At 67.9% G+C, this 23,876-nt stretch carries 22 protein-coding genes and 3 pseudogenes; 8 read left to right on the top strand and 17 right to left on the bottom strand.

The annotated features are described in order from the left end of the window. The first annotated feature begins 169 nt into the window (after positions 1-169). Positions 170-1,237 (top strand): transposase, encoded by a 1,068-nt coding sequence (locus ACFWJX_RS36765; RefSeq protein ID WP_383250838.1) that lies wholly within the window; start codon positions 170-172, stop codon positions 1,235-1,237. Between the two features lie 55 nt (positions 1,238-1,292). Here the strand turns inward: ACFWJX_RS36765 and ACFWJX_RS36760 are convergent, their stop codons facing one another. The 11 genes and pseudogenes from ACFWJX_RS36760 to ACFWJX_RS36710 all read right to left on the bottom strand — a co-directional run bounded on the left by ACFWJX_RS36760 (position 1,293) and on the right by ACFWJX_RS36710 (position 10,731). Continuing rightward, on the bottom strand, positions 1,293-1,946 hold the full coding sequence (locus ACFWJX_RS36760) for an NAD(P)H-binding protein (protein WP_383250836.1): 654 nt from the start codon (positions 1,944-1,946) through the stop codon (positions 1,293-1,295). Between the two features lie 113 nt (positions 1,947-2,059). Then, positions 2,060-2,200: pseudogene (locus ACFWJX_RS36755) on the bottom strand (alpha/beta hydrolase); the annotation flags it as partial. Between the two features lie 320 nt (positions 2,201-2,520). Next, positions 2,521-3,204, bottom strand: a complete 684-nt coding sequence (locus ACFWJX_RS36750) for a LuxR C-terminal-related transcriptional regulator (protein ID WP_383250834.1) — start codon at positions 3,202-3,204, stop codon at positions 2,521-2,523. 281 nt (positions 3,205-3,485) lie between these two features. Beyond that, positions 3,486-3,815, bottom strand: coding sequence for a DUF4387 domain-containing protein (locus ACFWJX_RS36745; RefSeq protein WP_383250832.1), 330 nt, complete (start codon positions 3,813-3,815; stop codon positions 3,486-3,488). After that, positions 3,808-5,193 carry an acyclic terpene utilization AtuA family protein gene (locus ACFWJX_RS36740; protein ID WP_383250830.1) on the bottom strand — a complete coding sequence of 462 codons (1,386 nt, stop codon included), beginning with the start codon at positions 5,191-5,193 and terminating at the stop codon, positions 3,808-3,810. The genes ACFWJX_RS36745 and ACFWJX_RS36740 overlap by 8 nt, the downstream gene beginning before the upstream one ends. A 43-nt stretch (positions 5,194-5,236) precedes the next feature. Continuing rightward, positions 5,237-6,223, bottom strand: coding sequence for a phosphoglycerate dehydrogenase (locus tag ACFWJX_RS36735; RefSeq protein ID WP_383250828.1), 987 nt, complete (start codon positions 6,221-6,223; stop codon positions 5,237-5,239). Between the two features lie 59 nt (positions 6,224-6,282). Next, positions 6,283-7,557 (bottom strand): MFS transporter, encoded by a 1,275-nt coding sequence (locus tag ACFWJX_RS36730; protein WP_383250826.1) that lies wholly within the window; start codon positions 7,555-7,557, stop codon positions 6,283-6,285. A 267-nt stretch (positions 7,558-7,824) separates the two neighbouring features. Beyond that, positions 7,825-8,139, bottom strand: coding sequence for a hypothetical protein (locus ACFWJX_RS36725; RefSeq protein WP_383250824.1), 315 nt, complete (start codon positions 8,137-8,139; stop codon positions 7,825-7,827). A 6-nt stretch (positions 8,140-8,145) separates the two neighbouring features. Continuing rightward, positions 8,146-8,439: a hypothetical protein gene (locus ACFWJX_RS36720; protein ID WP_383250823.1), complete on the bottom strand. Its 294-nt coding sequence runs from the start codon at positions 8,437-8,439 to the stop codon at positions 8,146-8,148. Further along, complete coding sequence (locus ACFWJX_RS36715; protein ID WP_383250821.1) at positions 8,436-9,605, bottom strand: tartrate dehydrogenase; 1,170 nt, start codon at positions 9,603-9,605, stop codon at positions 8,436-8,438. The genes ACFWJX_RS36720 and ACFWJX_RS36715 overlap by 4 nt, the downstream gene beginning before the upstream one ends. A gap of 223 nt (positions 9,606-9,828) precedes the next feature. After that, positions 9,829-10,731, bottom strand: coding sequence for a LysR family transcriptional regulator (locus ACFWJX_RS36710; RefSeq protein WP_383250819.1), 903 nt, complete (start codon positions 10,729-10,731; stop codon positions 9,829-9,831). 178 nt (positions 10,732-10,909) lie between these two features. Here ACFWJX_RS36710 and ACFWJX_RS36705 point away from each other — a divergent pair, with 178 nt between their 5' ends. Then, positions 10,910-11,629, top strand: a complete 720-nt coding sequence (locus ACFWJX_RS36705) for a GntR family transcriptional regulator (RefSeq protein WP_383250817.1) — start codon at positions 10,910-10,912, stop codon at positions 11,627-11,629. An 88-nt stretch (positions 11,630-11,717) separates the two neighbouring features. On the opposite strand, the gene ACFWJX_RS36700 is transcribed toward ACFWJX_RS36705, so the two are convergent. From ACFWJX_RS36700 to ACFWJX_RS36685, 4 genes are all read right to left on the bottom strand, one after another. Continuing rightward, complete coding sequence (locus tag ACFWJX_RS36700; protein WP_383250815.1) at positions 11,718-13,148, bottom strand: sensor histidine kinase; 1,431 nt, start codon at positions 13,146-13,148, stop codon at positions 11,718-11,720. After that, positions 13,145-13,423 (bottom strand): winged helix-turn-helix domain-containing protein, encoded by a 279-nt coding sequence (locus ACFWJX_RS36695; RefSeq protein WP_383250813.1) that lies wholly within the window; start codon positions 13,421-13,423, stop codon positions 13,145-13,147. Before ACFWJX_RS36695 ends, ACFWJX_RS36700 begins: the two co-directional genes overlap by 4 nt. A gap of 7 nt (positions 13,424-13,430) precedes the next feature. Beyond that, positions 13,431-13,865, bottom strand: a complete 435-nt coding sequence (locus ACFWJX_RS36690) for a response regulator transcription factor (RefSeq protein WP_383250811.1) — start codon at positions 13,863-13,865, stop codon at positions 13,431-13,433. 106 nt (positions 13,866-13,971) lie between these two features. Then, on the bottom strand, positions 13,972-16,185 hold the full coding sequence (locus tag ACFWJX_RS36685; RefSeq protein WP_383250809.1) for an MMPL family transporter: 2,214 nt from the start codon (positions 16,183-16,185) through the stop codon (positions 13,972-13,974). A 1,656-nt stretch (positions 16,186-17,841) separates the two neighbouring features. On the opposite strand from ACFWJX_RS36685, the gene ACFWJX_RS36680 reads away from it, so the two are divergent. Then, positions 17,842-18,480 (top strand): SigE family RNA polymerase sigma factor, encoded by a 639-nt coding sequence (locus tag ACFWJX_RS36680; protein ID WP_383250807.1) that lies wholly within the window; start codon positions 17,842-17,844, stop codon positions 18,478-18,480. A gap of 462 nt (positions 18,481-18,942) precedes the next feature. Here the strand turns inward: ACFWJX_RS36680 and ACFWJX_RS36675 are convergent. Continuing rightward, positions 18,943-19,301: pseudogene (locus ACFWJX_RS36675) on the bottom strand (transposase); the annotation flags it as partial. A gap of 120 nt (positions 19,302-19,421) precedes the next feature. On the opposite strand from ACFWJX_RS36675, the gene ACFWJX_RS36670 reads away from it, so the two are divergent. The 5 genes and pseudogenes from ACFWJX_RS36670 (at position 19,422) to ACFWJX_RS36650 (ending at position 23,002) form a co-directional block, all read left to right on the top strand. Then, entirely contained in the window at positions 19,422-19,787 is a 366-nt protein-coding gene (locus ACFWJX_RS36670) for a PaaI family thioesterase (protein WP_383250805.1), read from the top strand. A 114-nt stretch (positions 19,788-19,901) separates the two neighbouring features. After that, entirely contained in the window at positions 19,902-20,546 is a 645-nt protein-coding gene (locus tag ACFWJX_RS36665) for a TetR/AcrR family transcriptional regulator (RefSeq protein ID WP_383250803.1), read from the top strand. A gap of 65 nt (positions 20,547-20,611) precedes the next feature. Continuing rightward, positions 20,612-20,824 (top strand): hypothetical protein, encoded by a 213-nt coding sequence (locus ACFWJX_RS36660; protein WP_383250802.1) that lies wholly within the window; start codon positions 20,612-20,614, stop codon positions 20,822-20,824. A gap of 1,080 nt (positions 20,825-21,904) precedes the next feature. After that, positions 21,905-22,611, top strand: a pseudogene (locus ACFWJX_RS36655) (transposase); the annotation flags it as partial. A 259-nt stretch (positions 22,612-22,870) separates the two neighbouring features. After that, entirely contained in the window at positions 22,871-23,002 is a 132-nt protein-coding gene (locus tag ACFWJX_RS36650) for a hypothetical protein (protein WP_383250800.1), read from the top strand. A 24-nt stretch (positions 23,003-23,026) separates the two neighbouring features. Here ACFWJX_RS36650 and ACFWJX_RS36645 read toward each other — a convergent pair whose 3' ends face one another. Then, complete coding sequence (locus tag ACFWJX_RS36645; RefSeq protein ID WP_383250798.1) at positions 23,027-23,455, bottom strand: hypothetical protein; 429 nt, start codon at positions 23,453-23,455, stop codon at positions 23,027-23,029. Between the last annotated feature and the right edge of the window lie 421 nt (positions 23,456-23,876).

The following is a 23,876-nucleotide window of genomic DNA, read 5'->3' as shown; positions in this document are numbered from 1 at the left end:
GCCGGTCGGTTGTGATGCTCGTTGGCTCTGTGTAGCGGTCGCGTCTTCCGCCATCGGCCGCAGGGTGGGGTGTGGGGTGTCGATGCAGGCGCGGCCGTGGCCGCAGGTGCCGGAAGCGACCGGGCGGGCAGCCAGGGCCGCGGCGGCGAGAAACCCGTATCCGTTGGCGATGAGGGTCCGTGACGAGCTCGGTGAGCTGTTCTCGGACGCCGAGTTCGCCCAGGCATTCGGGGTGCGGGGGCGGCGGGGGTGGTCCCCGGGGCAGTTGGCGCTGGTGACGGTGCTGCAGTTCGCCGCGAACCTCACCGACCGGGCCGCGGCGCATCGCGTGCGGTCCGGGATGGACGTCAAGTACACGCTGGGCATGGAGCTGGACGATCCCGGGTTCGACGCCTCGGTGCTGTCCGAGTTCCGAGCCCGCCTGGTCGAACACGGCCTGGAGGAACGGGCGCTGGACCTGCTGCTGACCGCGTTGAAGGACAAGGGCATGGTGAAGGCGGGCGGGCGGCAGCGGACCGACTCCACTCGTGTGCTGGCGGCGGTGCGGGACCTGAACCGGCTGGAACTGGCCGGGAAGACCCTGCGCGCCGCGCTGGAGTCCCTGGCATGCGCGGTGCCCGACTGGCTGGCCGAAGCGGTGCCGATTCGACAATGGACAGAGCGGTACCGGCCGCGGATCAACTCCTGGCAACTGCCGTCGTCCCAGGCCCAGCGCACCGAGCTGGCGCTGGCCTACGGCCGGGACGGCTTCGCGCTCTTGGAAGCGGCGCATGCCGCGGACGCACCGGTGTGGCTGCGGGAACTCCCGACGGTGCAGGTCCTCGGGGCGGTGTGGCTGCAGAACTACATGCGCACGGTCACCGAGACGGGGCGGGAGGTGAAACGGCGGGAGAGCGAGGATCTCCCGCCGAGCAGACTGCGACTGACCTCGCCTTATGACCTGGACGCGCGCTACGGCCTCAAACAGGGCTCATGGTGGACCGCAGGACCAGGCAGCGGCAGCGCCTCCGAGGCCTTCGGCGACTTGCGGCAGCAGGGCGGCAGGACGTTGGACGAGAACCGCTTGCGCTCGCCGGCGGACTCATCGACGCGGCGGTCCTTCACCCTGACCACGGTGACCTCGACCGGCCCGGCCGCCATGGCCACAGTCTGCGGTCGGTGGTGGTCGTTGCGGACCACCAGACCCGGCATGCCCGCTCGTCGGTCTCGGCCGCCGACTCGGCTACATACTGGTTGACTTCGGCCTCCAAGGCTGCGGCCGGCATCCGGCGGGCGCCCTCGCGGAAGACAAGTCAAGAGCGCACGTTCGCTCGGACCGCCTCTGCGATGGGTGTCGACCCCGTGTTGAGTTCCAGGATCTGCCGACCGATCCCGGGCTCGTGAAGCAGTTCAGCGAGGGTGGCGGCCACGTCGTCGCGAGCGATCTGGCCGTGGAGCTCTGCCGGCCCGAGGGACACGGTGCCGGTTCCCGGACCGTCGAGGAGGAGTGAGGGACGCAGGATCAGCCAGTTCAGATCGCTGCGGCTGAGCGCGACGTCTGCCTGCTTCTTCACGGCGAAGTAGTACTCGACCTCCTCGCCGAGGTCGCGTTCCCGCCAAGATTCCGGAAGCACCGACACCAGCACGAAGCGCTCCACACCGGCGAGGCGTGCCGCCTTGATCGCTCTGGCGACCCCATCGCCGTCGATGGCCGCCGTGACCTCCGTGCTGCCGCCGTTCGATCCGGCGCTGAAGACGATCACGTCGACGTCACCGAATGCTGCCGCGAGCTGTTCCGCCGTCATGCTGGAGAGATCGCCGACGTGTGCGTTCACTCCTCGCGTTGCCAGTTCAGCCTGCTGGTCTTTTCGGCGTACGAGCCCGTGGACGGCGTCTCCCCGCGAGCGCAGTTTCTGCGCGAGCAGACCTCCGATACCGCCGGTGACGCCGATGATGAAGACGTCCACCTTGGATGCTCCGTTCTCTCGATGTGACTCTTCGGCTCCGTCGTCAGAGCGATGCCTGAGCGATCAACGGCCTCGCTCGCACGGGTATTCCAAGCGTGCAGACGGTACGGGTGGTCGGGCGCGAGACGGTATTCGACCGAGACAACGACGCAGTTGGTTGCCCGGGCAAGCTCGGCCGCTTTCGCGTCGTTGCCGTCGACGCTGCCGGTGACCATCCCGCCACCGTGGACGTAACAAATGCACGGTGCGGACACGGCGCTTCCTGCCGGACGACAGACCCGCACCTGAACGGCTGAATGCGGGGACGTATCGGACCGGATCGAGAAGTCACGGACATCGACGTCGTGGTGGGCGGCAGCCCTCGGGCGGAGGGCGGCGAGTCAGCCTGTTTACGGCGTCGGGCCGTGATGCTGTCGATGCCACTCAGCCCCTGAGGGCCGACAAGGCTGAGGTACTGGTCGAGGCGGGCCCGGACCTGCGGGTCTTTACGGTCTTTCGCGTCCACGTCCACAGTCCTTTCACTCAGCCGATGCCGGTACCAGGAACGGGACCGTGGCTCCGGTCTCGCGCGTCCTTAGGACGACTCTGCCAATTGGTCGACGAAGGGATCCACCGGCGTCACACCTGGCACGACGATCCCGTTCTCGTAAGCGAAAGTGATGAGTTGACCGCGGTGACGGACGCCGAGCTTCGTCAGCATCTTGGCTATGTGCGTCTTCACAGTGAGAGGACTGAGACTCAAGACATCTGCGACGGCGGAGCCTTCATGGCCGCTCGCCAGCAGGGTGAGGATCTCACGCTCTCGCCTGGACAACAGCGGAACCGCTCTGGAGCTGACGATTCGTCGCGCGTTCATCGTGACGGCGGGAGCGGTTTCGAGGACCACGACGAGACCGCCGCGCAGCACCGTCTCCATCGCTCCGGTGAGTTGTGCGGCTGTGATGTCGGGGGCGAGAACCCCCGTGGCACCCGCCCTCAAACAGACGTCCGCTTCCTGAGCATCGAGGGCGCCGAAGACGAGGGTGCGGGCGACCGCAGAGGCGGCGGAGACGAGTTCCGAGGATTCGGAGATGCCCTGAGGTCGGATGGCGCGGTCGAGGAGAATGACATCTGGTCCCGCATCAGCCTTGAGCAAATCTCGGAGCTGGGCGCCCTCGGCAGCCTGCCCGACCACCGTCAAGACACCGCTTCGCTCGACGACTTGCGTCACGGCTGCGCGTACGAGCGTCGGGCCGCTGGCGAGAATCACCGTTTGCATGTGTGGCCTCTCTTCATCGGACGACAGCGGTCGTCGGGTGGACCGGCCCATGTCATGGGGTTCCGTCTCCATCGCGGCGGCACAACTGAGGTCAACGGTGGCTTGAGGCTCTGATTGTTCTCGGCGCGCTTGACGGGTGCCCCCCGCTGAACGTGATGGGTTCTTGACGGTCCTCCTGGATCACCGGCTGCGGCGCTGACCAGTACGCCGCCGGAGCCCGCGCAAGGACACCGACGGCGGACGAACAGCGGGCTTCAGCCGTTCCGAGGGGTCGCCGGCTGTCAGGTCGCAGGTACGGGCAGCATGGCCAGCGGCACATGCTGTTGCCCGGAGTGGATGTCACGGTCACGGAGCGAAGCCTGGCCGACGGGACGCGGGAAAGAGATCTTGACGACGTTCAGCGACGAGATACGGAACATCTGAACCTCGCTCTCGTCGACTCCGTAGAGCCCGGCGACCGTACGCTCGTTGAGGAACGACTCGTCGGCCGCGATGCCGTATCCGGCCGCGTCACGCATGAACAACTCCATGGTGACCCAGAACGGCCCGGCGTTCTTGGAGCGGACCTCGAATGCCAGGTCTCCGAGGGTGGTAGGGCCCGTCTCAGCCATGGTGCACGGTCTCCTCGATCTCGATGCGGAACATGTCGGTGGGAGTGACGCTGTCGACGACGTGATGGAGTACGAACTCGTACGCGGGCCCGCGCTCGACCTCGGCCGGGGACGTGGCGAAGGCGAGGCTGGGCAGGTAGTCCATGTCGGCTGTCGGCAGATGCAGCATCAACGGGTTGGCGACCTTCGCCACGGCTGTGGCCGTCTCCTGGTCCGGCGCATTGACCAGCAGCATGACTCCCACCTCACGGGGTGGGCCCTGGGCCGGGTCGCGGTCCTTCAGGACCGCGTTGTAGCCGTAAAGGCGTACGTCGAAGGCGTACTTGTCCTCGCCCAGGCCGAGTGTCTGCTCCACCCGCCGGCTGACCATCACACGCAGAAGGTCGGCCCAGTCCTCGATGTTCGCGAGGATGTGAGGGTCCCGGATGGCGGTGAACGACATCGTCTCGTAACCGGTGATCCTCGCGCCCTCCAGCTTGACGGTGTGCTGGTCGGCGACGTGGAACCGCGAGCCCTCGACGCGCACCGTACGGTCGTCGAGGGCCGTGTAGGCGGCTTCCCGGACGTCCAGGGTGCCGTCCGGCTCACGCATCCGGAAGGGGTTCGCGGTCTCGTAGAGCATGTGGGCGGCGACCAGGATCGGTGTGCAGGACGCGGCCGGGTCGAGCGGCTCGATGGTGAAGCCGCCGGCGTCGATGGTGGCCAGCACCCCACCGGAACGTGGGTTGCTGGTGCACTGTCCGCCGCATTCGACGATCTTGGAGGCGTGCCACGTCGGTCCGGTCGGCATCCCCTTCATGAGGGGGTAGGCGGCCGCGACGGCCGTGTCGGTGGCGCGGCCTGCCAGTACGACCTGGGCCCCGGCCTCGAGCGCGGCGACGATCGGCTCGTGTCCCATCATGCCCACGATGTGCGTGCAGCTGTCGAGCGTCTCGGGCTGCAACTCCCCCAGGGGAGGCAGTGCATGAATGTGGCCGGAGTCCAGACGCTCCTTGAGTGCGTCGGCGTCCTGCTCGCTGTAGATCCGGGCGACCCGCAGATCCAGTCCCTCGTCCGCCAGGATCTCGGTGACGATGCCCGCAACCCAGTCGACACCGTCGTCGGTGCCGCTGGTGCCGCACGAACCCACGATCAGCGGGATGTCGGCACGTGCCGCGGCCCTCAGCAGCACACGCAGGTCGCGGGCGACCGCTGCGCGCGCGGTCTTGGGCTGTGACGAGCCGAGGTAGTAGGGGCCGGAGTCGGTACTCCCACCGTCGACGGAGATCACGTCGGCACCGAGTTCCAGGCCTCGGTCGATCGTGGCCTCGGGAAATCCGGCTCCCAGCATGCCGGTTGGTGCCATGACCTTGACGGAGTCGTCCGGTTCGTTGTGCATGGTTTCCTCTTCCTGATCGGTGTGGGGCAGCCGACGGGCAACGTCATCCGGTTCCCTCGCCGGTGTGGGTCTGGGGCAGCAGGTGGGCGTTCACGAGGAACCGGGGGCGCCCGGCGAGGGCGGCCACCAACTCCTCCGCGCCCTTGCGGCCGGTGTCCGCCCGGGCTTCGGCGGTCTGCCCTGCGAGATGGGAGTGGACGACGATCCCGTCCACGTTCCGCAAGGGGCTGTCGGCGGGGAGCGGCTCGTCGCTCACCACGTCGAGGGCTGCCGCGGCGATCTGTCCGTCGCGGACGGCATCGGCGAGGGCCCGCTCGTCGACGATCGCTCCCCGCGCGGTGTTGACCAGGACCGCTGTCGGTTTCATCCGGCGGAAGGCGGAGCCACCCAGGAGACCTCGCGTCCGCTCCGTGAGCGCGGTGTGCACCGAGAGGTAGTCGGCCGTGGCCAGGAGCTCGGGGAGGTCGACGAACCGCACTGACGGATCGGTTCGCAGGCTCTCCGGCACACCGGTCGTGCAGAGCACCCGCATTCCGAATGCCTGCGCCAGCGGCACGACGGCGCGCGCGGCTGCCCCGTATCCCAGCAGGCCGAGCGTGGCCCCACGCAGTTCACGACCGTCATGCCTCGGCCAGGCACCGGCCTGGACTCCCATCGCGCTGTGCACCAGTCCTCGTGCCGCGGACAGCAGCAGGCCGATGGTGTACTCGGCCACGGCGTTGGCGTTGACCCCCGGCAGATTGCTGACCGTGATGCCGAGCTTGCCCGCGGCGGCGATGTCGATGGAGTCGTGGCCCACGCCGGTGCGCACGATGACGCGCAGGCGGCGTGCCCGGGACAGGACCTCGGCGGTCAGGGGCTCGTTCGCGACGAGCGCCGCGTCGATCCCGTCGAGGGCGGCTGCAAGGTGCTCCGGGTCGCGGCGGCCGGCCGGCGGCGAGTGGACCGTCGTGTGGCCCTGCGCGCGAAGGTAGTGATCGACCTCGTCGCCGGGATGTAGGTAGTCGGTGGTGATCAGGATGCGGGACACCTGTTTCTCCTCTGGCTGCGCCCTTCGCTCGGCTCGTGTCGGCCTGCGGGACGGGTTCGCTACGCGGCGGTGACTGGGGCGGTTCGGCGCTGCAGGGCGCTGATCCTGGTGACGACGACGATTGACAGCGAGGCGACGACGGCGATGTCGAGGAGCATCAGGGGCCAGCCGGTGACGTCGACCATCGCACCCACCAGTGCGGGGCCCAGGAAGCCACCACCGGCCCAGCCGACGGTGTACATGCCGGCGTAGGTCCCGAAGACCCGGGCCGAGGGGGCGAGGTTCCACAGGACGACCACCGCGTTGACGAGGAAGCAGGCCGCACCGGCTGCCGCCAGGCACAGGGCCACCGTGGCCCCGGTCGAGGTCTGCAGAAGCGTCCCCAGCACCATGGCGGCGGCGAAGACCGACATGCCCACTGTCATGACCCGAAGCCGTCCATAGCGCTCGGCGAGTACCGCTGCCGGGTAGGCCGCCAGGATGAAGGCGATTCCACTGGGCAAGGTGAGACCGCCGGCGGCTCCCCGGGGCATGTCGAGAGCTTCCATCCCGTACGGCGTGATCAGTGACCGGGACGCGGCCCATGCGCTGCCGAAGAGGAAGATCGCCACGAGGAGCAGGAGCCGGCTGCGGTCGGTGTCCTTGACGATCTCGACGAAGGTGTCCCGGACCCGTGGCTCCTTGCTCTCGCCACGCCGCGGCTCAAGGCCTTCCGCCACCACGGCCCGATAGGCCGGGGAGCGATTGTCGCGCACGGTGGCCGCGAGCACCCCAATCGAGAGGACCATGATGATCGCGGGGATCGCGAACGCGAGACCCAGATGGTTGTCGACCAGGAAGATACTGATGACCGCGGCGACGATGGCCGTCAGACTCGAGGCGATCTTGACCGCGGCGTTGGCCCGGCTGCGTCCCTCGGGCCCGATGAAGTCGGGAACGAGTGCCTCGGCGATCGGTTTGAAGGTGTTGGCCACGAGCGCGTACGCGAACATGATCGCGACCAGGAGGGGAAGCGACGACGCGGCGTGCGGGATGACGACGAACAGGGCGGCGGCGATCGGCATTCCGACCACCAGATACGGCATGCGCCGTCCCCAGGACGTCCTGGTGCGGTCCGACCGGTTCCCGATCCACGGCTGGATGAAGATGCCCAGCAGGTTGTCCATGCCCATCAACAGACCGACCAGAGCGGCGCTGCCGAGGTGCTCCCGCAGCAGCGGGGGAACCTGGGATTCGTAGAAGTTCCAGGTCGACTCCTGTGCGAAGACCGCGAGAGCGACCAGGAACGTGATGCGCCGGGTCCGTGAGCGCTGCCCTGCCGACATCGTCGTCATGAGGGTCGTCCCTTCACGCCGCCACCATGCCGGCGGCTGCTGGATCAGAATCGTGGTGCGGGCAGGTGGGGGTCGAGGGCCGTCGCGCCCGAACGCGGCACGGCTGGAGGCCACCTGTTCAGCGAGCTGCTCAGGTGGGTGAAGCCCATGGCCGCCGGGTCAGTCAGGGCCAGGGGCTGGGGGAGCCCGCGCACGCCCCGCGGCGCGTCGTCGCCTCCACGGCCACGAGCGGGTCGACCGGGCGGCTGCGCGCGGCTCTCGGGCGGATCACTGGCCGACCTCGACGACGAGGGTCAGGTCGTCGGTGACCCTGATCCGGCATTCCGACCCGGAAGCGCAGGACGCCTCGCGTTCCTCGAAGACGGCCGGGCCGGCCAGTTCGGTCCCGGGCGTGAGCTCGTAGCGGTTCCGGACCGTGGCTTCGAGCAGCCCGTGTCCGGGGAAGTGGACCGGGCGGACACCGCGGCTCACGTCCTCTCCTCGCGCGTACGGGCCCTCCGTGGCCAGGTCGTGGTCGGGGAGCCTCATCGAGAGCCGCCAGTTCACGACCTCCACGGCCCCGTCGAGGGACCTGCCGAGCACGGTGCCCTACGTGGCCCCGAAGGCGGTCCGGACCCGCCCGACGGCGTTCGGGCCCAGGTCTTCCCCGGGAAGATCGACCTCGATGTCGAAGCCCTGGCCGAGGTAACGCATCTCCGCCGAGCGGCGGATCCGCACCCGTGCCGGGTCTTCCGGCTGGAGAGTGCCGGTCGCACGGGTGGACTCCCGGATGATCGTCGAGAAGGCCGTGCGGAGCATGGTGGAGGCCGCCTCGTCCGTGGCGGCGGCGAGCCGGTCCCAGCGCACTTCGAGGCCGATCGGGTCGGAGACGGGCCTGATCATGGGGCTGCGGTCTCCTCTTCGGCCGGGTGACCCGCCGTGCGACCGGCCGGGCCGCCGGCGTCCGTTCCCCCAGCGTTGTCCACCGGCACGTCCGCCGCGATCTGGTCGGCGATGGCCTTCCCGAGGTCCACCGTGGTGCCCGTACCTCCGAGGTCGGGAGTGAGCACGCCGGGCCGGGCGTCGAGAACACTCTCGATCGAGGCCACCACGCGGGCGGCCGCCTCGTGTTCGCCGAGGTGCGTGAGCATCATCGCGCCGCTCCATATCTGCCCGACGGGGTTGGCGATGCCGAGGCCGGCGATGTCGGGGGCCGATCCGTGAACCGGCTCGAACAGGCTGGGAAAGCTGCGGTCGGGGTTGATGTTGGCGCTCGGGGCGATGCCGATCGTGCCGGCGCAGGCGGGTCCGAGGTCCGAGAGGATGTCGCCGAAGAGGTTGCTGGCCACGACGACGTCGTAACGGTCGGGTCGCAGGACGAACTTGGCGGTGAGGATGTCGATGTGGTCCTTGTCCGCGGTCACCTCGGGGTACCGCGCCGCCATCTCGGCGGCCCGCTCGTCCCAGTACGGCATGGAGATCGAGATCCCGTTGCTCTTCGTCGCCCAGGTCAGGTGCCTGCGGGGGCGGCTGGAGGCGAGGTCGAAGGCGTAGCGCAGCACCCGGTCGACGCCGGTCCGTGTCATCACGGTCTCCTGCATCACCGTCTCGCGGTCGGTGCCCTCGAAGATCCGGCCACCGATGCTGGAGTACTCGCCCTCGGTGTTCTCGCGGACGACGTAGAAGTCGATGTCGCCGGGCTCGTAGTCGCGCAGGGGGCTGCGCACGCCGCGCAGCAGCCGCACCGGACGCAGGTTGACGTACTGGTCGAAGCCGCGCCGCAGTTGCAGGAGACTGCCCCACAGCGACACGTGGTCCGGGACCACCTCGGGCCAGCCGACCGCACCGAAGAAGATCGCGTCGAAGGCGCCGAGTACGTCCCGCCAGTTCTCAGGCAGCATCGTGCCGTGCGCCAGCCAGTAGTCGGCACTGGCGAAGTCGAACTCCGTCACGTCGAGTTCGAACCCGTGGACCTCGGCGGCGGCCCGCAGGGACCTCAGTCCCTCGGGCACGACCTCCCGGCCGATCCCATCGCCCGGGATCGCCGCGATGCGATATGTCTTCGGCATGAATCCACTCCTCAGCCCGCGTGATGGACGTACCGGCTCGGCGGAACGCCCTGTCCAGGGCAGCTCATCTGCCGCGGTGTGAGCCCACCTTGGCGACCGGTGGCACCCGCTTCAAGCCCGCTACGGGCAAGGTGAATTTTCCGCGAGGGAAAGCCGCTCGCGAGAGACAGCGGGCCCCTCGACGTGCCCGAACGGAAACCGGGACCTCTCAAGGCGGCTTTGTTCAGCTGGAACGTCCCAGGCGGCCTGGCAAGCGGATCGCAAGATGCTCGATGAGTTCGGTCACTCGGCGCGGGACATGACCGTCATCCTCGATCAGGGCGTAGATGTCGGCCGCAGGTGTCGGCACGTGAGGGAGCACGCGAACAAGCTCACCACGTTCGATGTGAGGTCCCACATGCCATGCGGAACGCATGATCACGCCGCGCCCCTCCAGAGCCCAGTTGGTCACCACGTCACCGTCGTTGCTCGACAACGGACCGCGCACCCGCACATGGCGCGGATCACCGACATCACCGAACCGCCAGAGCGCGAAGTCGCTCTCGTTCTCGCGCAGCACGATGCAGTCGTGCTGCGCGAGATCCTCCACCCGCGTCGGAGCGCCACGCCGGTCCAGGTAGGACGGTGCGGCACAGGGCACACGACGGTTCTCCGCCAGGCGACGCATCCGCAGCGAGGAGTCGGGCGGACTGCCGACGTGCACAGCCACGTCGAACCCGCGCTGATGTGGTCGCAGAGGCAGCGCCGAGGTGTTCAGCTGCACCTGCAGCTCGGGATGCGTCCCCGCGAACTCGGCCAGCAGCGGGGCCACATGTGCTCGGCCGAGGCCAAGGGTCGCCTGGACGACCAGAGAACCGCGCAGAGCCCCGGAGCGGTCGGTGACGAGCTCTTCGAGTTCGCGGAGCTGGTCGAGGATCGCGTCGAGCCTGCTCGCGTACAGGGCGCCCTCCGAGGTCAGGACCAGCCGGCGTGTGCCCCGCTGGGCGAGACGGACGTCGAGGCGTTCCTCCAGTGCCTTCAGCCGCTTGCTGACGACGGGCAGTGAACATCCGAGCTGGTGTGCCGCTGCCGTGAGCGTGTCGCTGGCGGCGACGACCTGGAAGAACTGCAGGTCGTCGATGGACATCTTCATGCGGTACCCCGTTCCGCCGTGGCTTTCCGCGGGAGAAAGGACACGTTGCCTGCGCCGTACAGTGAGACGCAGTCTTCGCCTGGGTGCCCTCTACAGGTAGGGAGACCACAGGGGTCTCGTACAGGTCAATGACCGTTGACCCAAACACGCTACAGCAAATAGCATCCGCAGTATGGGACAGTTGCCGCAGCTCATGACACCCGTGACCTTGGGGGACCAGGCCTACGCGGCGATTCGCGAAGCGATCATCTCAGGCTCGCTCCAGCGCGGCGAGAAGGTGACTGAACGTGGTCTGGCCGAATCGCTGGACATCAGCGCGACACCTGTCCGTGAAGCACTGCGGCGCCTTGAACAGGACCGGCTGGTTGAGAGGGTCGGCCCCCGCTCCGTGCGGATCGCCAAGTTCGAGGAGAGCGAACTCCGTGAGTTCACGATGATCGAGGACTCACTGCGGGCACTGTCCGCGCGACTCGCGGCGGAGAAGTCGACGGCGCCACAGCGGCGGGCGATGTGCGCGCTGCTCGACAGGGCTGACGAACTGGTCGGCCAGTTCGACGCGGCGAGTACGGACGGTCCGAGCGAGCGCGAGTTGGTCGTGGAACTGCTGGACTGCATGCGTCAGTTCCATGCGGCGGTCGACCAGGCCAGTGGTAATTCCACGCTGATCCAGATGCTGCACATGGTCGACGCCTTCGGCACGGACGAACGGCGCGGCAGCCTTCTTGACGAGGTCAACAGTGAACGGCGCAGCGCCGTACGGGAGCGTTACCGCCAGCACCGCGCCATCTACGACGCCATCGCAGCAGGAGACGGAGACCGCGCGGAAGAGCTGATGCGCGCGCACAGCCGGGACTCCAACACCTCGCGCCTCGCGGCACGTTTCTCCGGCTGATAGCGCGGAGCCACACCGGCCGACGCGGGAGGGCATCCCCTGGCAGTCGCTCAGCGGGACGCCAGTCCAGCGGACGCATGACGGGGTGTCAGCTCCTGGGCCGCCTGTGGGGAAGGCAGATGGTGACCTTGGTGCCGACTCCCACTTCCGACTGCACGCGCACCTGGCCCTGGTGGGCGTGCACGATGGCTTCCACGATGGCCAGGCCGAGACCCGAGCCGCCGTAGGCACGGCTGCGGCTCGCCTCCGCACGCCAGAAGCGCTCGAAGACGCGCGACAGGTCCTGCGCGGAGATGCCGGGGCCGTTGTCGACGACGGTCAGCTGGACCTCGTCACGCTGGTGGGTGATCTCCACGTATACGGCGGTCTGCGCGGGGGTGTGCTGGACGGCGTTGCCGACGAGGTTGCGCAGGACCTGTTGCAGGCGGTTGGCGTCGCCGGCGACGGGAGCAGGCGGTGCGGGTGCCAGGGTGATGCTGCGCTGCGGATAGATGATCTGGGCGTCCTCGATGACGCCGGCGGCCAGGACGGTGAGGTCGACGTCGTCCCGCTCGACGGGCCGGCCGGCGTCCAGGCGGGCGAGCAGAGCGAGGTCTTCGACGAGCAGACGCATGCGTCCGACCTCGTTCTCGATGTGCTCCAGGGCTGTTTCGAGGCCCGGCCCTGAGACACCGCCCTGGCGGTGCAGGTCGAGCCAGCCGGAGATCGTGGAGAGCGGAGTGCGCAGTTCGTGGGACGTGTCCGCTGCCAGGGAGCGCACGGTCGCCTCCGCTCGGGCCTGGGCGTCGAAGGCCCGGTTGACGGCTTCGGCGAGCCGGTCGACTTCACTGCCGTTGCGTCTGGCCGGCAGGCGTTCGGTGAGGTGGCCCTCGGCGATGGCGTCCGCGGTGCGGGCCATGCGGGCCAGGGGCCTCATGCCAAGGCGCAGGACGATGACGGCGAGTGCCAGCAGTACCAGCAGGGCGGCTCCGACGAGGGCCAGTTGACGCCTGATGACTGAGTCGACGGTGCTGTCGTCGACGGAGGTGTCGATGGTCAGGATGAGGGCGGCCGGCCGGACGAGGTCCTCGGTGCGGCCGCGGTCGATGGTCAGTCCGGGGCTGGGGATGCGAACCGCCGCGAGGCCGTGCTCGCCCTCGTCCCCGTCGTAGGTGACGAGGGCGCCGGCCGGTGCGTTGGCGCAGAGTGCGACGAGTTCGTCGGCTGCCGTGGTGGCGGAGCCGGTGCTCTCCAGCACCTTGTCGTCCGTGTCGACGACGACGATCCCGAGCGGTGTCCCCAGAAGAGCGGCGAGTTGGTCTGCGTCGGCAGTCTGAGGTCCGCGGTCGATCACCTCGGCGAGCCGGTCGGCACTGGCTTCGAGGGTCCTCTCGTAACGCTTGTCGAGGAAGTCCTCCAGGAGGGAGGCGCTGATGACCGCGCTGGCCGTCAGGCCGGACACGAGCAGGACGGCAAGGCCGGCCAGCAGGCGCAGGCGGACGCTGGAGCGGGACCAGGTGACGCGGCTGCGGAGGTTCACTTCTGGGCCTGTTCTCGGAGGGTGTAGCCGACGCCTCGGACGGTGTGCAGCAGCGGGGTGCGCCCCTGGTCGATCTTGCGGCGGAGGTTGGAGACGAAGCGTTCGACGACGACGGTGTCTCCACCGAAGTCGTACTGCCAGACAGCCTCGAGGATCTGGGCCCGTGAAAGGACCTGCCCCTGATGGCTCAGAAGGTAGTGCAGGAGTCGGTATTCGGTGGGTGAAAGTTCGACGGCCTGGCCTGCGCGACGGACTTCGTGACGGCGATCGTCCATGACCAGGTCAGCGCAGCACAGCGGTGCTTCCTCGGGGGGCGGATGATCCGCTGCGCGCGCGGCGCAGCAGAGCCTGCAGGCGGGCGCCGACCTCTACGACGCTGAAAGGCTTGGTGACATAGTCGTCCCCGCCCAGGCGCAGGCCCCGTACGCGGTCCTCGACGGCGTCACGGGCCGTGAGGAAGAGGACCGGCACGTCCACCGCACGGGACCTGAGCAGTTGGAGGATCTCGAATCCGTCGGCACTGGGCAGCATGACGTCGAGAACGATGACGTCGGGAGGCTGACGGTCGATCTGCTCCAGGGCTTCCGTCAGTTCACCTGCCACGTCGACCTCGAAGCCGGCGAAGCCGAGAGCCGAGATCAACAGGCGCCGTATACCGGGGTCGTCATCGATCACCAGCACCCGGTCCGTGGTGCCTGGTGTGTCGACGGTGTTCATACGTGCTCCTTGAACGGGCGGGGTGGGTTGCCCGGCATCTACCACTGCTTGCGTCAGCGCGGCGGGAGCGCTGTATGTCCCGGTATCGGCTTGGCTGTTCATCGCGTCACGTGCCTACGGGCGTGGAGGGTCGGACGGGAACCTGAGGTGTGGCGTCGGGGGTGTCGGAGGCGTGGAAGTCTCCGCCCTCGACGTCGAGATGAGGCAGGAAGCGGTCCAGTCGGCGGGGCAGCCACCAGGCCCGGTCGCCGAGGAGAGCCATGACCGCGGGGACCAGGGTCATGCGGACCAGGAAGGCGTCCACCAGGACTCCGAAGGCCAGGGCGAAGGCGATCGGCATGATGTCGGCGTCGTACGAGAACAGGAAGCTGACGAACACCGAGATCATGATGAGGGCGGCCGCGGTGACGACGCGGGCGGCGTTGCGGGCGCCGGCGACGATGGCGACGCGGGCGTTGCGGTGGTGGACGTAGTCCTCCCGCATGGCGGATACGAGGAACACCTCGTAGTCCATGGCGAGTCCGAAGAGTACGGCCATGACGATGATGGGCATGAAGCTGGCCACCGGGCCCTCGCTGCTCACGCCCAGCGGGCCGGCCAGCCAGCCCCATTGGAAGACGGCGACCGTGGCTCCGAACGCGGCGCCCACCGAGAGCAGGAATCCGATGGTGGCCTTGAGGGGGATGGCGACGGACCGAAAAGCGATCATCAGGAGGAGCAGGGAGAAACCGACGACGACGATCGCGAAGGGGACCAGTGCGCCGCTGAGCTTGTCGGCGACGTCGATGCTGACGGCGGTCATCCCGGTGACGGCGATGTAGCTGCCGGTGGACTGTGCGAGGGGTCGCATCTCGGAGCGCAGGTGGGCGACCAGGTCGCTGGTCTCCGTCGTCCGGGGCCCTGTGGTGGGGATGAGCTGGATGCGGGCGGCGGTCTTGTCGTCGGCCACGTCGACGCTACTGACGTCCGCGATGCCCTTGACGTCATCCAGCGTGTTCTCGACGGCGGTGGCCGTGGCGGTGATGACAGTCGGGTCGTCGTCCTCGACGAGGATGACGAGAGGACCGTTCGCTCCGGGGCCGAAGGCGTCACTGATGGCGTCGTAGGTCTGACGGCTCGACGAGGTGGTGGGGCTGTTGCCTTCGTCGGTGACCGCGACCTCGAGCTGCATCGCCGGCAGGGCGAGGGCGATGATGCTGACGGATCCGAGGATCAGGGTGCGTACCGGGCGGCGCAGCACCCCCTCGGTCCAGCGCACGCCCAGCGGGGTCCGGCCACCGCGTGCCTTCCTGCGGCGCGCGCGGGCACCGGGCCGGGGGATAAGCCTCCGGCCGAGCATTCCCAGCAGCGCCGGCAGCAGGCCCAGGGCCAGGATGACGGCGGCGGCGACGGCTCCCGCGGAGGCCAGGCCCATGGAGGTCAGCATGGGAACGCCGGCGACGGAGAGACCGGCGAGGGCGATGATCACGGTGGCGCCGGCGAAGACGACAGCGCTGCCCGCGGTGGCGTTGGCCCTGGCGATGGACTCCGCGACGGGCATGCCGGAGGCGAGCTGGGCACGGTGGCGCGAGACGATGAACAGGGCGTAGTCGATGCCGACGGCGAGCCCCAGCATGATGGCCAGGGTGGGCGCGTTGTCACTCACGCCGAACACTGTTGCCAGGCCCATCGTGGCCGCCATGGCGCCGACCACGCCGAGGATGGCGGTGAGCAGCGGCAGTCCCGCGGCGGCGAGCGATCCGAAGGTGATGACGAGGATGACCAGCGCGACGCCGATTCCGATCAGCTCGGTGGGCCCGACGGGAGGGTGCGACTCCTCGTAGGCGTCGCCTCCGTAGATGGTCTTCAGACCCGCCTGCTCGGCCTGGCTGCCTGCGGCCTTGACCGCGTCGAGCGTGCCGGCGGGTACGTCCTCGTCCGCCTTGGTGGTGAAACCGACCTCCGCCACCGCGGTACGTCCGTCATCGGAGACAGTGCCGTCCCCGGCCGGGTCGCTGACCTCGCGCACGCCGCTCACATCGCTCGTGGCGGCGAGGGTGGACGCCAGCGACCTCTGCAGGTCGGCATCGGTCACCTTCCGGCCGGAAGGGGCCTGGAAGACGATCTGCGCGGACTGCACGTCCGGAGAGGGAAAGTGACGGTCCATCTTGGTCAGGGCTGTCTGTGCCGGTGACCCGGGGATGGAGCCGCTGTCCTGGAAGGATCCCGCGAACGAGAACCCGAGGCCGATCACCGCTCCCAGAGCCAAGAGCCATGCGACCAACATCGTTCGCCACCGTCGGGCGCCGAACGCGCCCAGCCGGTACAAGAGCGTAGCCATGCCTGCATCCCTCATCGGTAGTGGATTGAGGCTCCGATCCTTCTCGGCGAACTTGACGGGCACCCTCCGATGCACCTGAGGGTTTCTTGACGGTCGACCGCAGCGTCGTCAACTTCGCCGTGGCTCACCCAGGGGCTGCCGCTCAGAAGATCCGACCTCGTCGCAGGTCGTCCGACCGAAAAATTTACTGCATGCTGTAGAACAGGCCCACCGAGCAGGGGAGCTAGCGGCCTTTGGGGAAGCCTCACCGCACGAGGAGCATCGGCACGCCTGTGCAGAGCAGGCCGCAAGGGGCCTGCTCTCCCCAGCAGGAAGGCGTCCCGACACCGTCGACGATCCCACATCTGCCGGGCCCCAACTGGTCGACAGTGGTGGGCGAGCTCCGCCGCGACGATGCCCTTCCGTGCAGCGTTGGGGGCAGAGCATCCCTGGTGTGCGTGGTGCCCCTCGCCTACGCCTCCTCCCGGCTGCGACAGGTGCGGGCCATGCGCTACGGCGTCGGCCTGTTCGTCATCGGCCTGCTGGTGCTTCGCCGTCCCCACGGTTCCCGGCACGGCCATCTCGATGGTTGTCACCTCCGTCGGCTACGCGGCTTTCGCCGTCAACGCCCTTGTCGGATTGTGGTGTCTCGCTCCCAGCGGGCACGTTCTGGGCACTTACACCGGCCTACCGATGGGGTCGACATGGAACCGGCGCACCACGCCATCCACATCGAGGCTCGGAAGCCCGACGGCAAGGGCTACACCCTGCTGCGCCTCGGTCCCTACACCCATCTCGTCATGCGAGTTCAGGTTCGATGACATGAGGGGGGTGCGCCATGTCGGCAGTCGGTCCGGGCGGCACACGTGTATCACCGTCGACCTCGCGCCCGCGGGATCCTCTGCACCCAGCTCATACCCCGGCCCCAACCCCGGCCTCAGTGACACGGATCACTGAATCAGGCCTGTATCCGCCTCGCCCGACCCGCAACCCCGAGGGTCTTGGGACGTCTGTTGGGGTGGATGCGCCTCCAGCACTGAGCCGCCGCAAGGGAAGCCACCCCTGACGGTCGGTCACCCAACCGCCAAGACCGATGACTAAGAGGACCGAACATGTCAGTACGTCACGCCGCTGCCCGCAGCCCCCGTCCGAGCCGGCTTCGCGCCGCGCTGGGCGCCTCGGTTGTGGGCACCGCGCTCGCCCTGGGGGGAGCCTTCACCGCCCACGCCGCACCCGCCTCGTCGGATGCACCCACCGAGGCACAGAAGGCGCAGGCTGCTTCTCCGGTGACGTCCACTTCCACCGGGAAGCACGCCAAGCCCTACGTTTCCGGGTCGGAGACGCCCGCTCCGAGCTCAGAGACGGACGTCCCGGCTGACGCGAAGCCCGCACAGCCCTACGTACCGGGATCGGAAACGGACGTCCCGGACGACGCCAAGCCCGCACAGCCTGTGCAACTCGCGGCTGCGGCCAGGTGAAGCTCTTCAGCGTTCGGCCCGCTGATCGACGCTAGGTCGTTCGGCGACACCACGTGAAAGAACGCTGCAGGGCTCAGGCCCAGCAGCGGTCCGCCCGCCCGGGGTCCCGGGCGGACGGACCGGCACTGTGACGTCCAGGAGACATGTGAGAACAGCGGCGATCCCCACCGCAGCACCGTCGCTCGCCTGGTGGCGGACCATGTGCAGACCAGTGCGCCCCTTGTTCTGCGGCGGAGTGGACCTGATACGCCGAACGCAGAACACACTCGCGCTGCGTTCGCGGGCCGGCCGGAAGGGCAGCGGGAGAAGGCTGTTCGAAGCCGTGCCCCCCAGCACGGTGACAGCCGGGGACGAGCACGGCTTCAGTGAGCTTTACCACCATCGACGGTTGGTGCTTGTGCGGCTGGCACTGCTTCTGGTGGACGATCTTCCGACGGCAGAGGACGTGGTACAGGACGCCTTCGTCGCTCTCCTGCGCCGCCACGGCCGTCGGCTGGCGGAGCTGGACGACCCCGAGGCCTACTTGCGAACCAGTGTGGTCAACAGAGCTCGCTCGGTTCTGCGCCGGCGCCGTACGGCACGCGCCTACATTCCTGAGCGGGAACGCCATGTCCCGTCCGCCGACAGGAGCGTGCTCCTCGCCGAGGCCCATCAAGAAGTCATCAACGCGTTGCAGCGCCTCACCCGCCGGCAGCGCGAGGTCCTGGTCCTGCGCTACTGGTCAGACCTCACCGAGGCCCAGATCGCCGACACCCTCGGAGTCTCCCGTGGGACGGTCAAATCAACCGCCAGCCGGGCCCTGGACGCTCTCGGCAGACACCTGGAGGTACCTCGATGACCGAGCACCCCTCTCAGCCGCGCTCCAGCTCTTCCCGCTGCCGGCGCCTTGCGGAGATCCAGCGATGAGGCGCAGCCGGCTCCACCACGCGGAGATCGAACAACGACTGCGCGAGGCCCTGGAAGCCCGGGCCAACAGCGCTGACTTGGCACACCTGCGGCCCGCCGCCCTTCCCACCAGGTCCAGACGGTCTTTCCTCCCCCCTCGCCGGATCGTCATCGTGTTGTTCGGCCTGGCTGTGGTTGCTGCCTGCGCACTGCTGGCCGTCACGGACAGCAATTCAGACAGCCCGGTCCGTCCCGCCGACTCCCCCTCGCATTCAGTAAGCCCCTCCACGTCTCAGGCTCCGGCTTCCCCCGCCATCCAGGTGCCGCCCTCCAGGGAGGCCGCTACTGCGGGAACACCCGACTCAGCTTCCTCCGTCCCGCCACCGTGACGAGACAATGACCAGCCTGACGGTGCGGGCTTGCAGTGTCGGCCTTTGTGCGGGTCGTGTCTCGTTCGGTGACCCTCGACCACGGGCTTTCATCCGAAGTCGATCAGGACCGCGTGGTCGAGTTGGTGCAGCACGGCCTCGTGCAGACAGGCCCACACGCCGGCCCGGGACCAGATCAGGAATCGGCGGTGGGCGGTCGACTTGGAGATGCCAAAGCACGGCAGCAACGTGAGCCAGGCGCAGCCGCTGGACCAGTACATAGCTGATGGCCGCGAACAGGGTCTCATCAGGCGTGTCCTGCGTTGCTGCCCTGCGGCCGGATCTACGGCTTCGGGATCTCCCGCAACCCGTCCGGAACAATCCAACTCCAGGTACCCCGCCCCACGGCCGACTCAACGAGCCACCGCCACATCACGGTGGTGGTGACCAGATCAGAAGTCACCCGGGTTGACGACCTGAGTTAACAAAGATAAGTTATCGCCACTAACTTGGAGGGGAGTGGCCCATGGTCACACTTGAAGCCGAAGAGGTCTACGCGCTCGCGCCGTATGCCAAGACGCTCGGAGTCGAGTTCAAGGAGATTACGGAAGCCGGCGTTCAAGCCAGACTGGCGCACGATCTCTCCCTTTCCACGGTGGGCGGCGGCCTCCACGGAGGGGCGTTGATGGGGCTCGCTGATGTGTGTGCTGCCGTGTGCGCCGCCCTCAACGGTCCAGCCGGCGCCGCACCAGCCACCGTGGAGTCGAGCACGCATTTCCTTCGGCCCGCACGCACGAGCGTCGTTGCGACAGCTCGTCCCTTGCGTCTGGGGCGCAACACTGTCATCGAGGTCGACATTCATGATGACGAAGGTGAACTGTGCGCCCGGTAACCCAAGTGGTCACCGCCATCAAACCGAAGGCATCTTGATGCCTCGTCACGCACGTTCGGGGCATCGCGGTTTCGTCACCTTCGTATGGTCGCCCTCTCACGGAGGCTCGTATCTGTGACCGGTTCCCGGGTTCGCGCCGCCAAAGGTCAGGGCGGTCTGCTCCGAAACCAGCTTCTCGACATCGCCGATCAGCTACTGGAAGGCGGAGGCGCCGACGCTCTTACGATTCGTGCAGTAGCAACAAGTGCGGGAGTCAGCCCGCCAGCCGTCTACCTCCACTTCGCCTCGAAGAGGGAACTCGTCCATGCGACGTGCCTGCGTGTGTGGAGCTCACTGTTCATCGAGTTGGAAGCAGTGTCCCGGGAAATCCCCGATCCCGTTACGGCGCTCTACGAAACCTGCGTCGCCTACATCGCATTTGGACTTCGTCATCCTTCCCAGTACCGACTGGTGATGGCCGGTGAGGCCACCGAAGCCAGCCGCCGGAACGAAGATGAATGCTTCCGCTATTTCCGAGACAAGGTCGCAGCCTGTGTTGATGCCGGGGTACCTGTGACGAGTAAGACCGAAACCGCCAGAGTGCTGTGTGCCAGCGTGCACGGGGCGGTTTCTCTTCTGATCCACCAAGAGCGTGATGTATGGCCTCCAAATAGCGACCGCTACGTCAGGCGGGCGGCGTCCTCAGCCGTCCACGGCGCTCTTCTCACTGCATCTCACGCGTTCACACCCTCGATGGCTGGCGTGCTTCAGTCGGGCTGAACCATGAGTGCCAAAGGCGCGCCGCTGGGATCACTGGCCAGTGAGGGAGGCGACGGACAGGGGCAATGAACGGCTCGCCGACGTTCCTGCTGGACGGCGTGGACCGCTTCGTCCAGGCCGGAGGGGTGCCGAGTGTGTCGTGCCGTCTGTATCGGGAGGGCGACGGCACGGTTGTCGACGTCCCTTGCGTGGCCGCGCTGCGCGAGGCTTTCACCGATACGGATCAGGCAGAGGCCGTCGCCCCCGGGGCTGCTGCGAGCCGGACGTTCTCGATGTAGTCGGGCGAGGCTGGGCGGGGACGCTACGCACCTCATGAGCGGGGTCTGCGTGCGGTGCACCAGGCGGTGTTGCGGCACTTCGCCGACATCGGAACACCACACGGATCCGACGCACTGAAACCGGTCGCCGCACAGCGGGCCGGGCGACCTGGGAGGTGCTGGCCCAGCGAAGCCCGCTCAAACGCCAGGGACGTGTCCATCCGGTGAGGCGGACTGTGCCTCCCTCGCCTCCAGCGTCGCCAAAAGTTCGTCCGACATCAGCGGTCGGCTGAAGTCCAACAGGTCCTGGGTCAGCGGAGCCGGCCGCAGCGTGCTGGCATCGAGGTTCACCATTCCTCGTGTTCCGCTGGCATGGACGGTCGCGCGGGTCAGCAGACAGAATAACGAACTTGTACATGAAACTCGTGCGCCCCGCATGCTCGAGTCAGAACTGCACCTGGATCTCCCCGAGCCTGGTGATGGGGGCGTCATAGGTCAGTTGCATGGACCGGACGACCTGAATCATCCCGATGGGAGATCTCGAAGCACGGCCAAAAGGGAACACCCCTTTCGATTCAAGTAGCTGTTGAAAGCCCGTTCGAAGAGGAAGGGGTACTTGTTGTGATGGACCGTGCCGTACGCATCAAGATCTTCGAAGTGCACGGAAACCGCTTCGTACGTACCCACGGGAGCCTTGTTGTTGGCCGAAGTCATCCTGCATTCGATTCTGACAAATCGTTCAGTGGATCTGGCGCTCATTACGCGCACTCTGTATGAGGGCCGCGATGCTGTACGCGTCGGCTCGGTCTCGGCGGGGAGCGATGCAGTTGCCGACGGCACGCGACCACCGGGTCCCGTTGCAACGATATCAGCCGAGAAACGGTCCATTGAGACGCCATCGGCTTTCCGAACGTGATCGGTTGCTTCGGGGTGGGTGGGTATGAACTCCGCTTCGCAGCGGGGGAGATGAGCGTGGTTCGTCCGTTCGTCTCGCTTGCGGGACCCCCTTCGCCCGGGCCTCCAGCAGAACCGAGCACCGACGGCACTCGAGGTTGTCCCGTAACCGTTGGGGCGGTTGGTGCGTGGGGTGGGCATGGGGGGGTGATCTCAGCGGGTGATCCGAAGTGGATCGAGCCGTTCGCGGGTTTGACCGAGGTGCAGTTCGCCAGGTTGGTGGCGCTGGTGCGGCGTCGTGGTGGTGACATTAGTGTGGCCGGCCGTGGCGGTTGTCCTTGGAGGACCGGGTGTTGCTGGTGGCGACGTACTGGCGCACGAATCTCACGTTGCGGCAGGTGGCGCCGTTGTTCGGGGTGTGGAGGTCCGCGGCCGACAGAATCCTGGACCACCTGGCGCCTCTGCCGGCGATCTCGCCTGCCCGGCGGCCGCGCAAGGACACCGTCCACATCGTCGACGGCACTCTGGTGCCCACCCGCGACCGCAGCGTCGCGGCCTCGAGCAAGAATTACCGGTACTCGGCCAACCTCCAGGTGGTCATCGACGCCCACAGCCGCCTGGTGGTGGCAATCGGCCTGCCACTGCCCGGAAGCCGCAACGACTGCCGGGCCTTCACCGAGTCCGGCGTCGACCGGACCTGCCGTGGAGCCCCCACCATCACCGACGGCGGATACCAGGGCACCGGCCTGCTCATCCCGCACCGCAAACGGCGGGGCCAGACACACCTCAGCCCACAGCAGGAGGCGGAGAACGCTGTCCACCGCCGGGCGAGAGCCCGGGTGGAACACGGCCTGTCGCGGCTGAAGAACTGGAAAATCCTGCGCGACTGCCGGCTCAAGGGCAACGGCGTTCACCCACCGGATCCGCGACAAGTTCGGCACCGGTGCGATCGGTCCGGCGGCCGTCTTCCGCCGTGCCTGCTGATCCGTTCCCGCCGCCGGCTGTGGAGGGCCTGCTCGTGACGCTGAACCGCCCTGGCTGTCCGGCTCGACCATCGGATGCACGGGTGACTTGCCATGGCCGGACCGGTCTTGGGCCGCCCGTCCGATGGCCGGGATCCCTTTTACCAGGGACATCAGACGGGTTCGATCCGGAGGAAACCGCCTAGAGCCGATGGCCGTGTACGGCGATGCCCGCCGCGCCCTCATCCAGGCCGTGATCGACGAGTCCCTGACCTGGTCGAGCCCGGTCGGCGTGGCGATCATGCTGGCGGGCCCGGCGCTGACCCAGGTCCGGCCGAAGTGACGGGCGGCGTCACGGCCAGCCGGTTCACCAGTCGTCGCCGATGTCGAAGTTCGCGGCGATCGGCATGCCGTCGTGCGCGAACACCACCACGAGGTAGTCGTCCGACGCGGTCAGCCCGGCGTAGATCCGTTCCGCCAGCTCCGAACTCGCGACGTCCTCCGACCGTGAGATCACGGTGAGCATCGCAGGCGCCTGGTCCAGCACTCCGGAGCCCGATTCCGGTGGACACGAGTAGAGAGAAGCGCTCAGGTCGTCGTTGCCGAACCAGTAGTTGTATCCGTCGTAGTCGTCGGGCGTGACCGTCCCGCCCTCGAAGGGTGTCCCCAGGATGCGCGAGACGTCCGCCCACAGACGGTCGCCGAATTCTCTGCTCCGGAAGGCGTCCGGCTGCGCGGGCCCGACAGAGAAGTCGAAGTCTCTTTTGTAACCGTCGTATTGCGCGAAACCTGCCATCGGAATCTCTCTACAGGTTGCCATGAAAGGCGGGGAGGTAGCGAGGTGCTGGTCTACTCCAACCTCGTCTCCGACGCCCGCCGCTTCGCCCGCGAACTGCCCCACACCCTGGGCAGACGCTACCCCCGCCGTCCTTGTGTAGGTCATCGACGAGAAACGCCGCCGCGCACTACCGCGCCGGCCTCCTCGACGGGCAGGCCTCTTCCTCTGCGCGCCCGTCGAGGCCCTGTCGCCGTCCGGACTCGCCTTCCTGAACTGCGCCCCGGACTTCTCGCCGCCGAGCGGCCACCGAACGCTCAAGACGCTCCTCGACGGCTGAGTACCGGGCGACTACTTCCCGAGGTGACCGGCGGTGTCCTGACCGGTGCTGTGCGGTTCGGCGAAGGGGGTGAAGCGGGCGGGTGGATGGTCGATGGGCAGG

Origin of the sequence: Streptomyces sp. NPDC058335, from assembly GCF_042723915.1 — a bacterium.
GTDB lineage: Bacteria > Actinomycetota > Actinomycetes > Streptomycetales > Streptomycetaceae > Streptomyces.
This window is presented reverse-complemented; position numbering and strand designations above follow the sequence as displayed.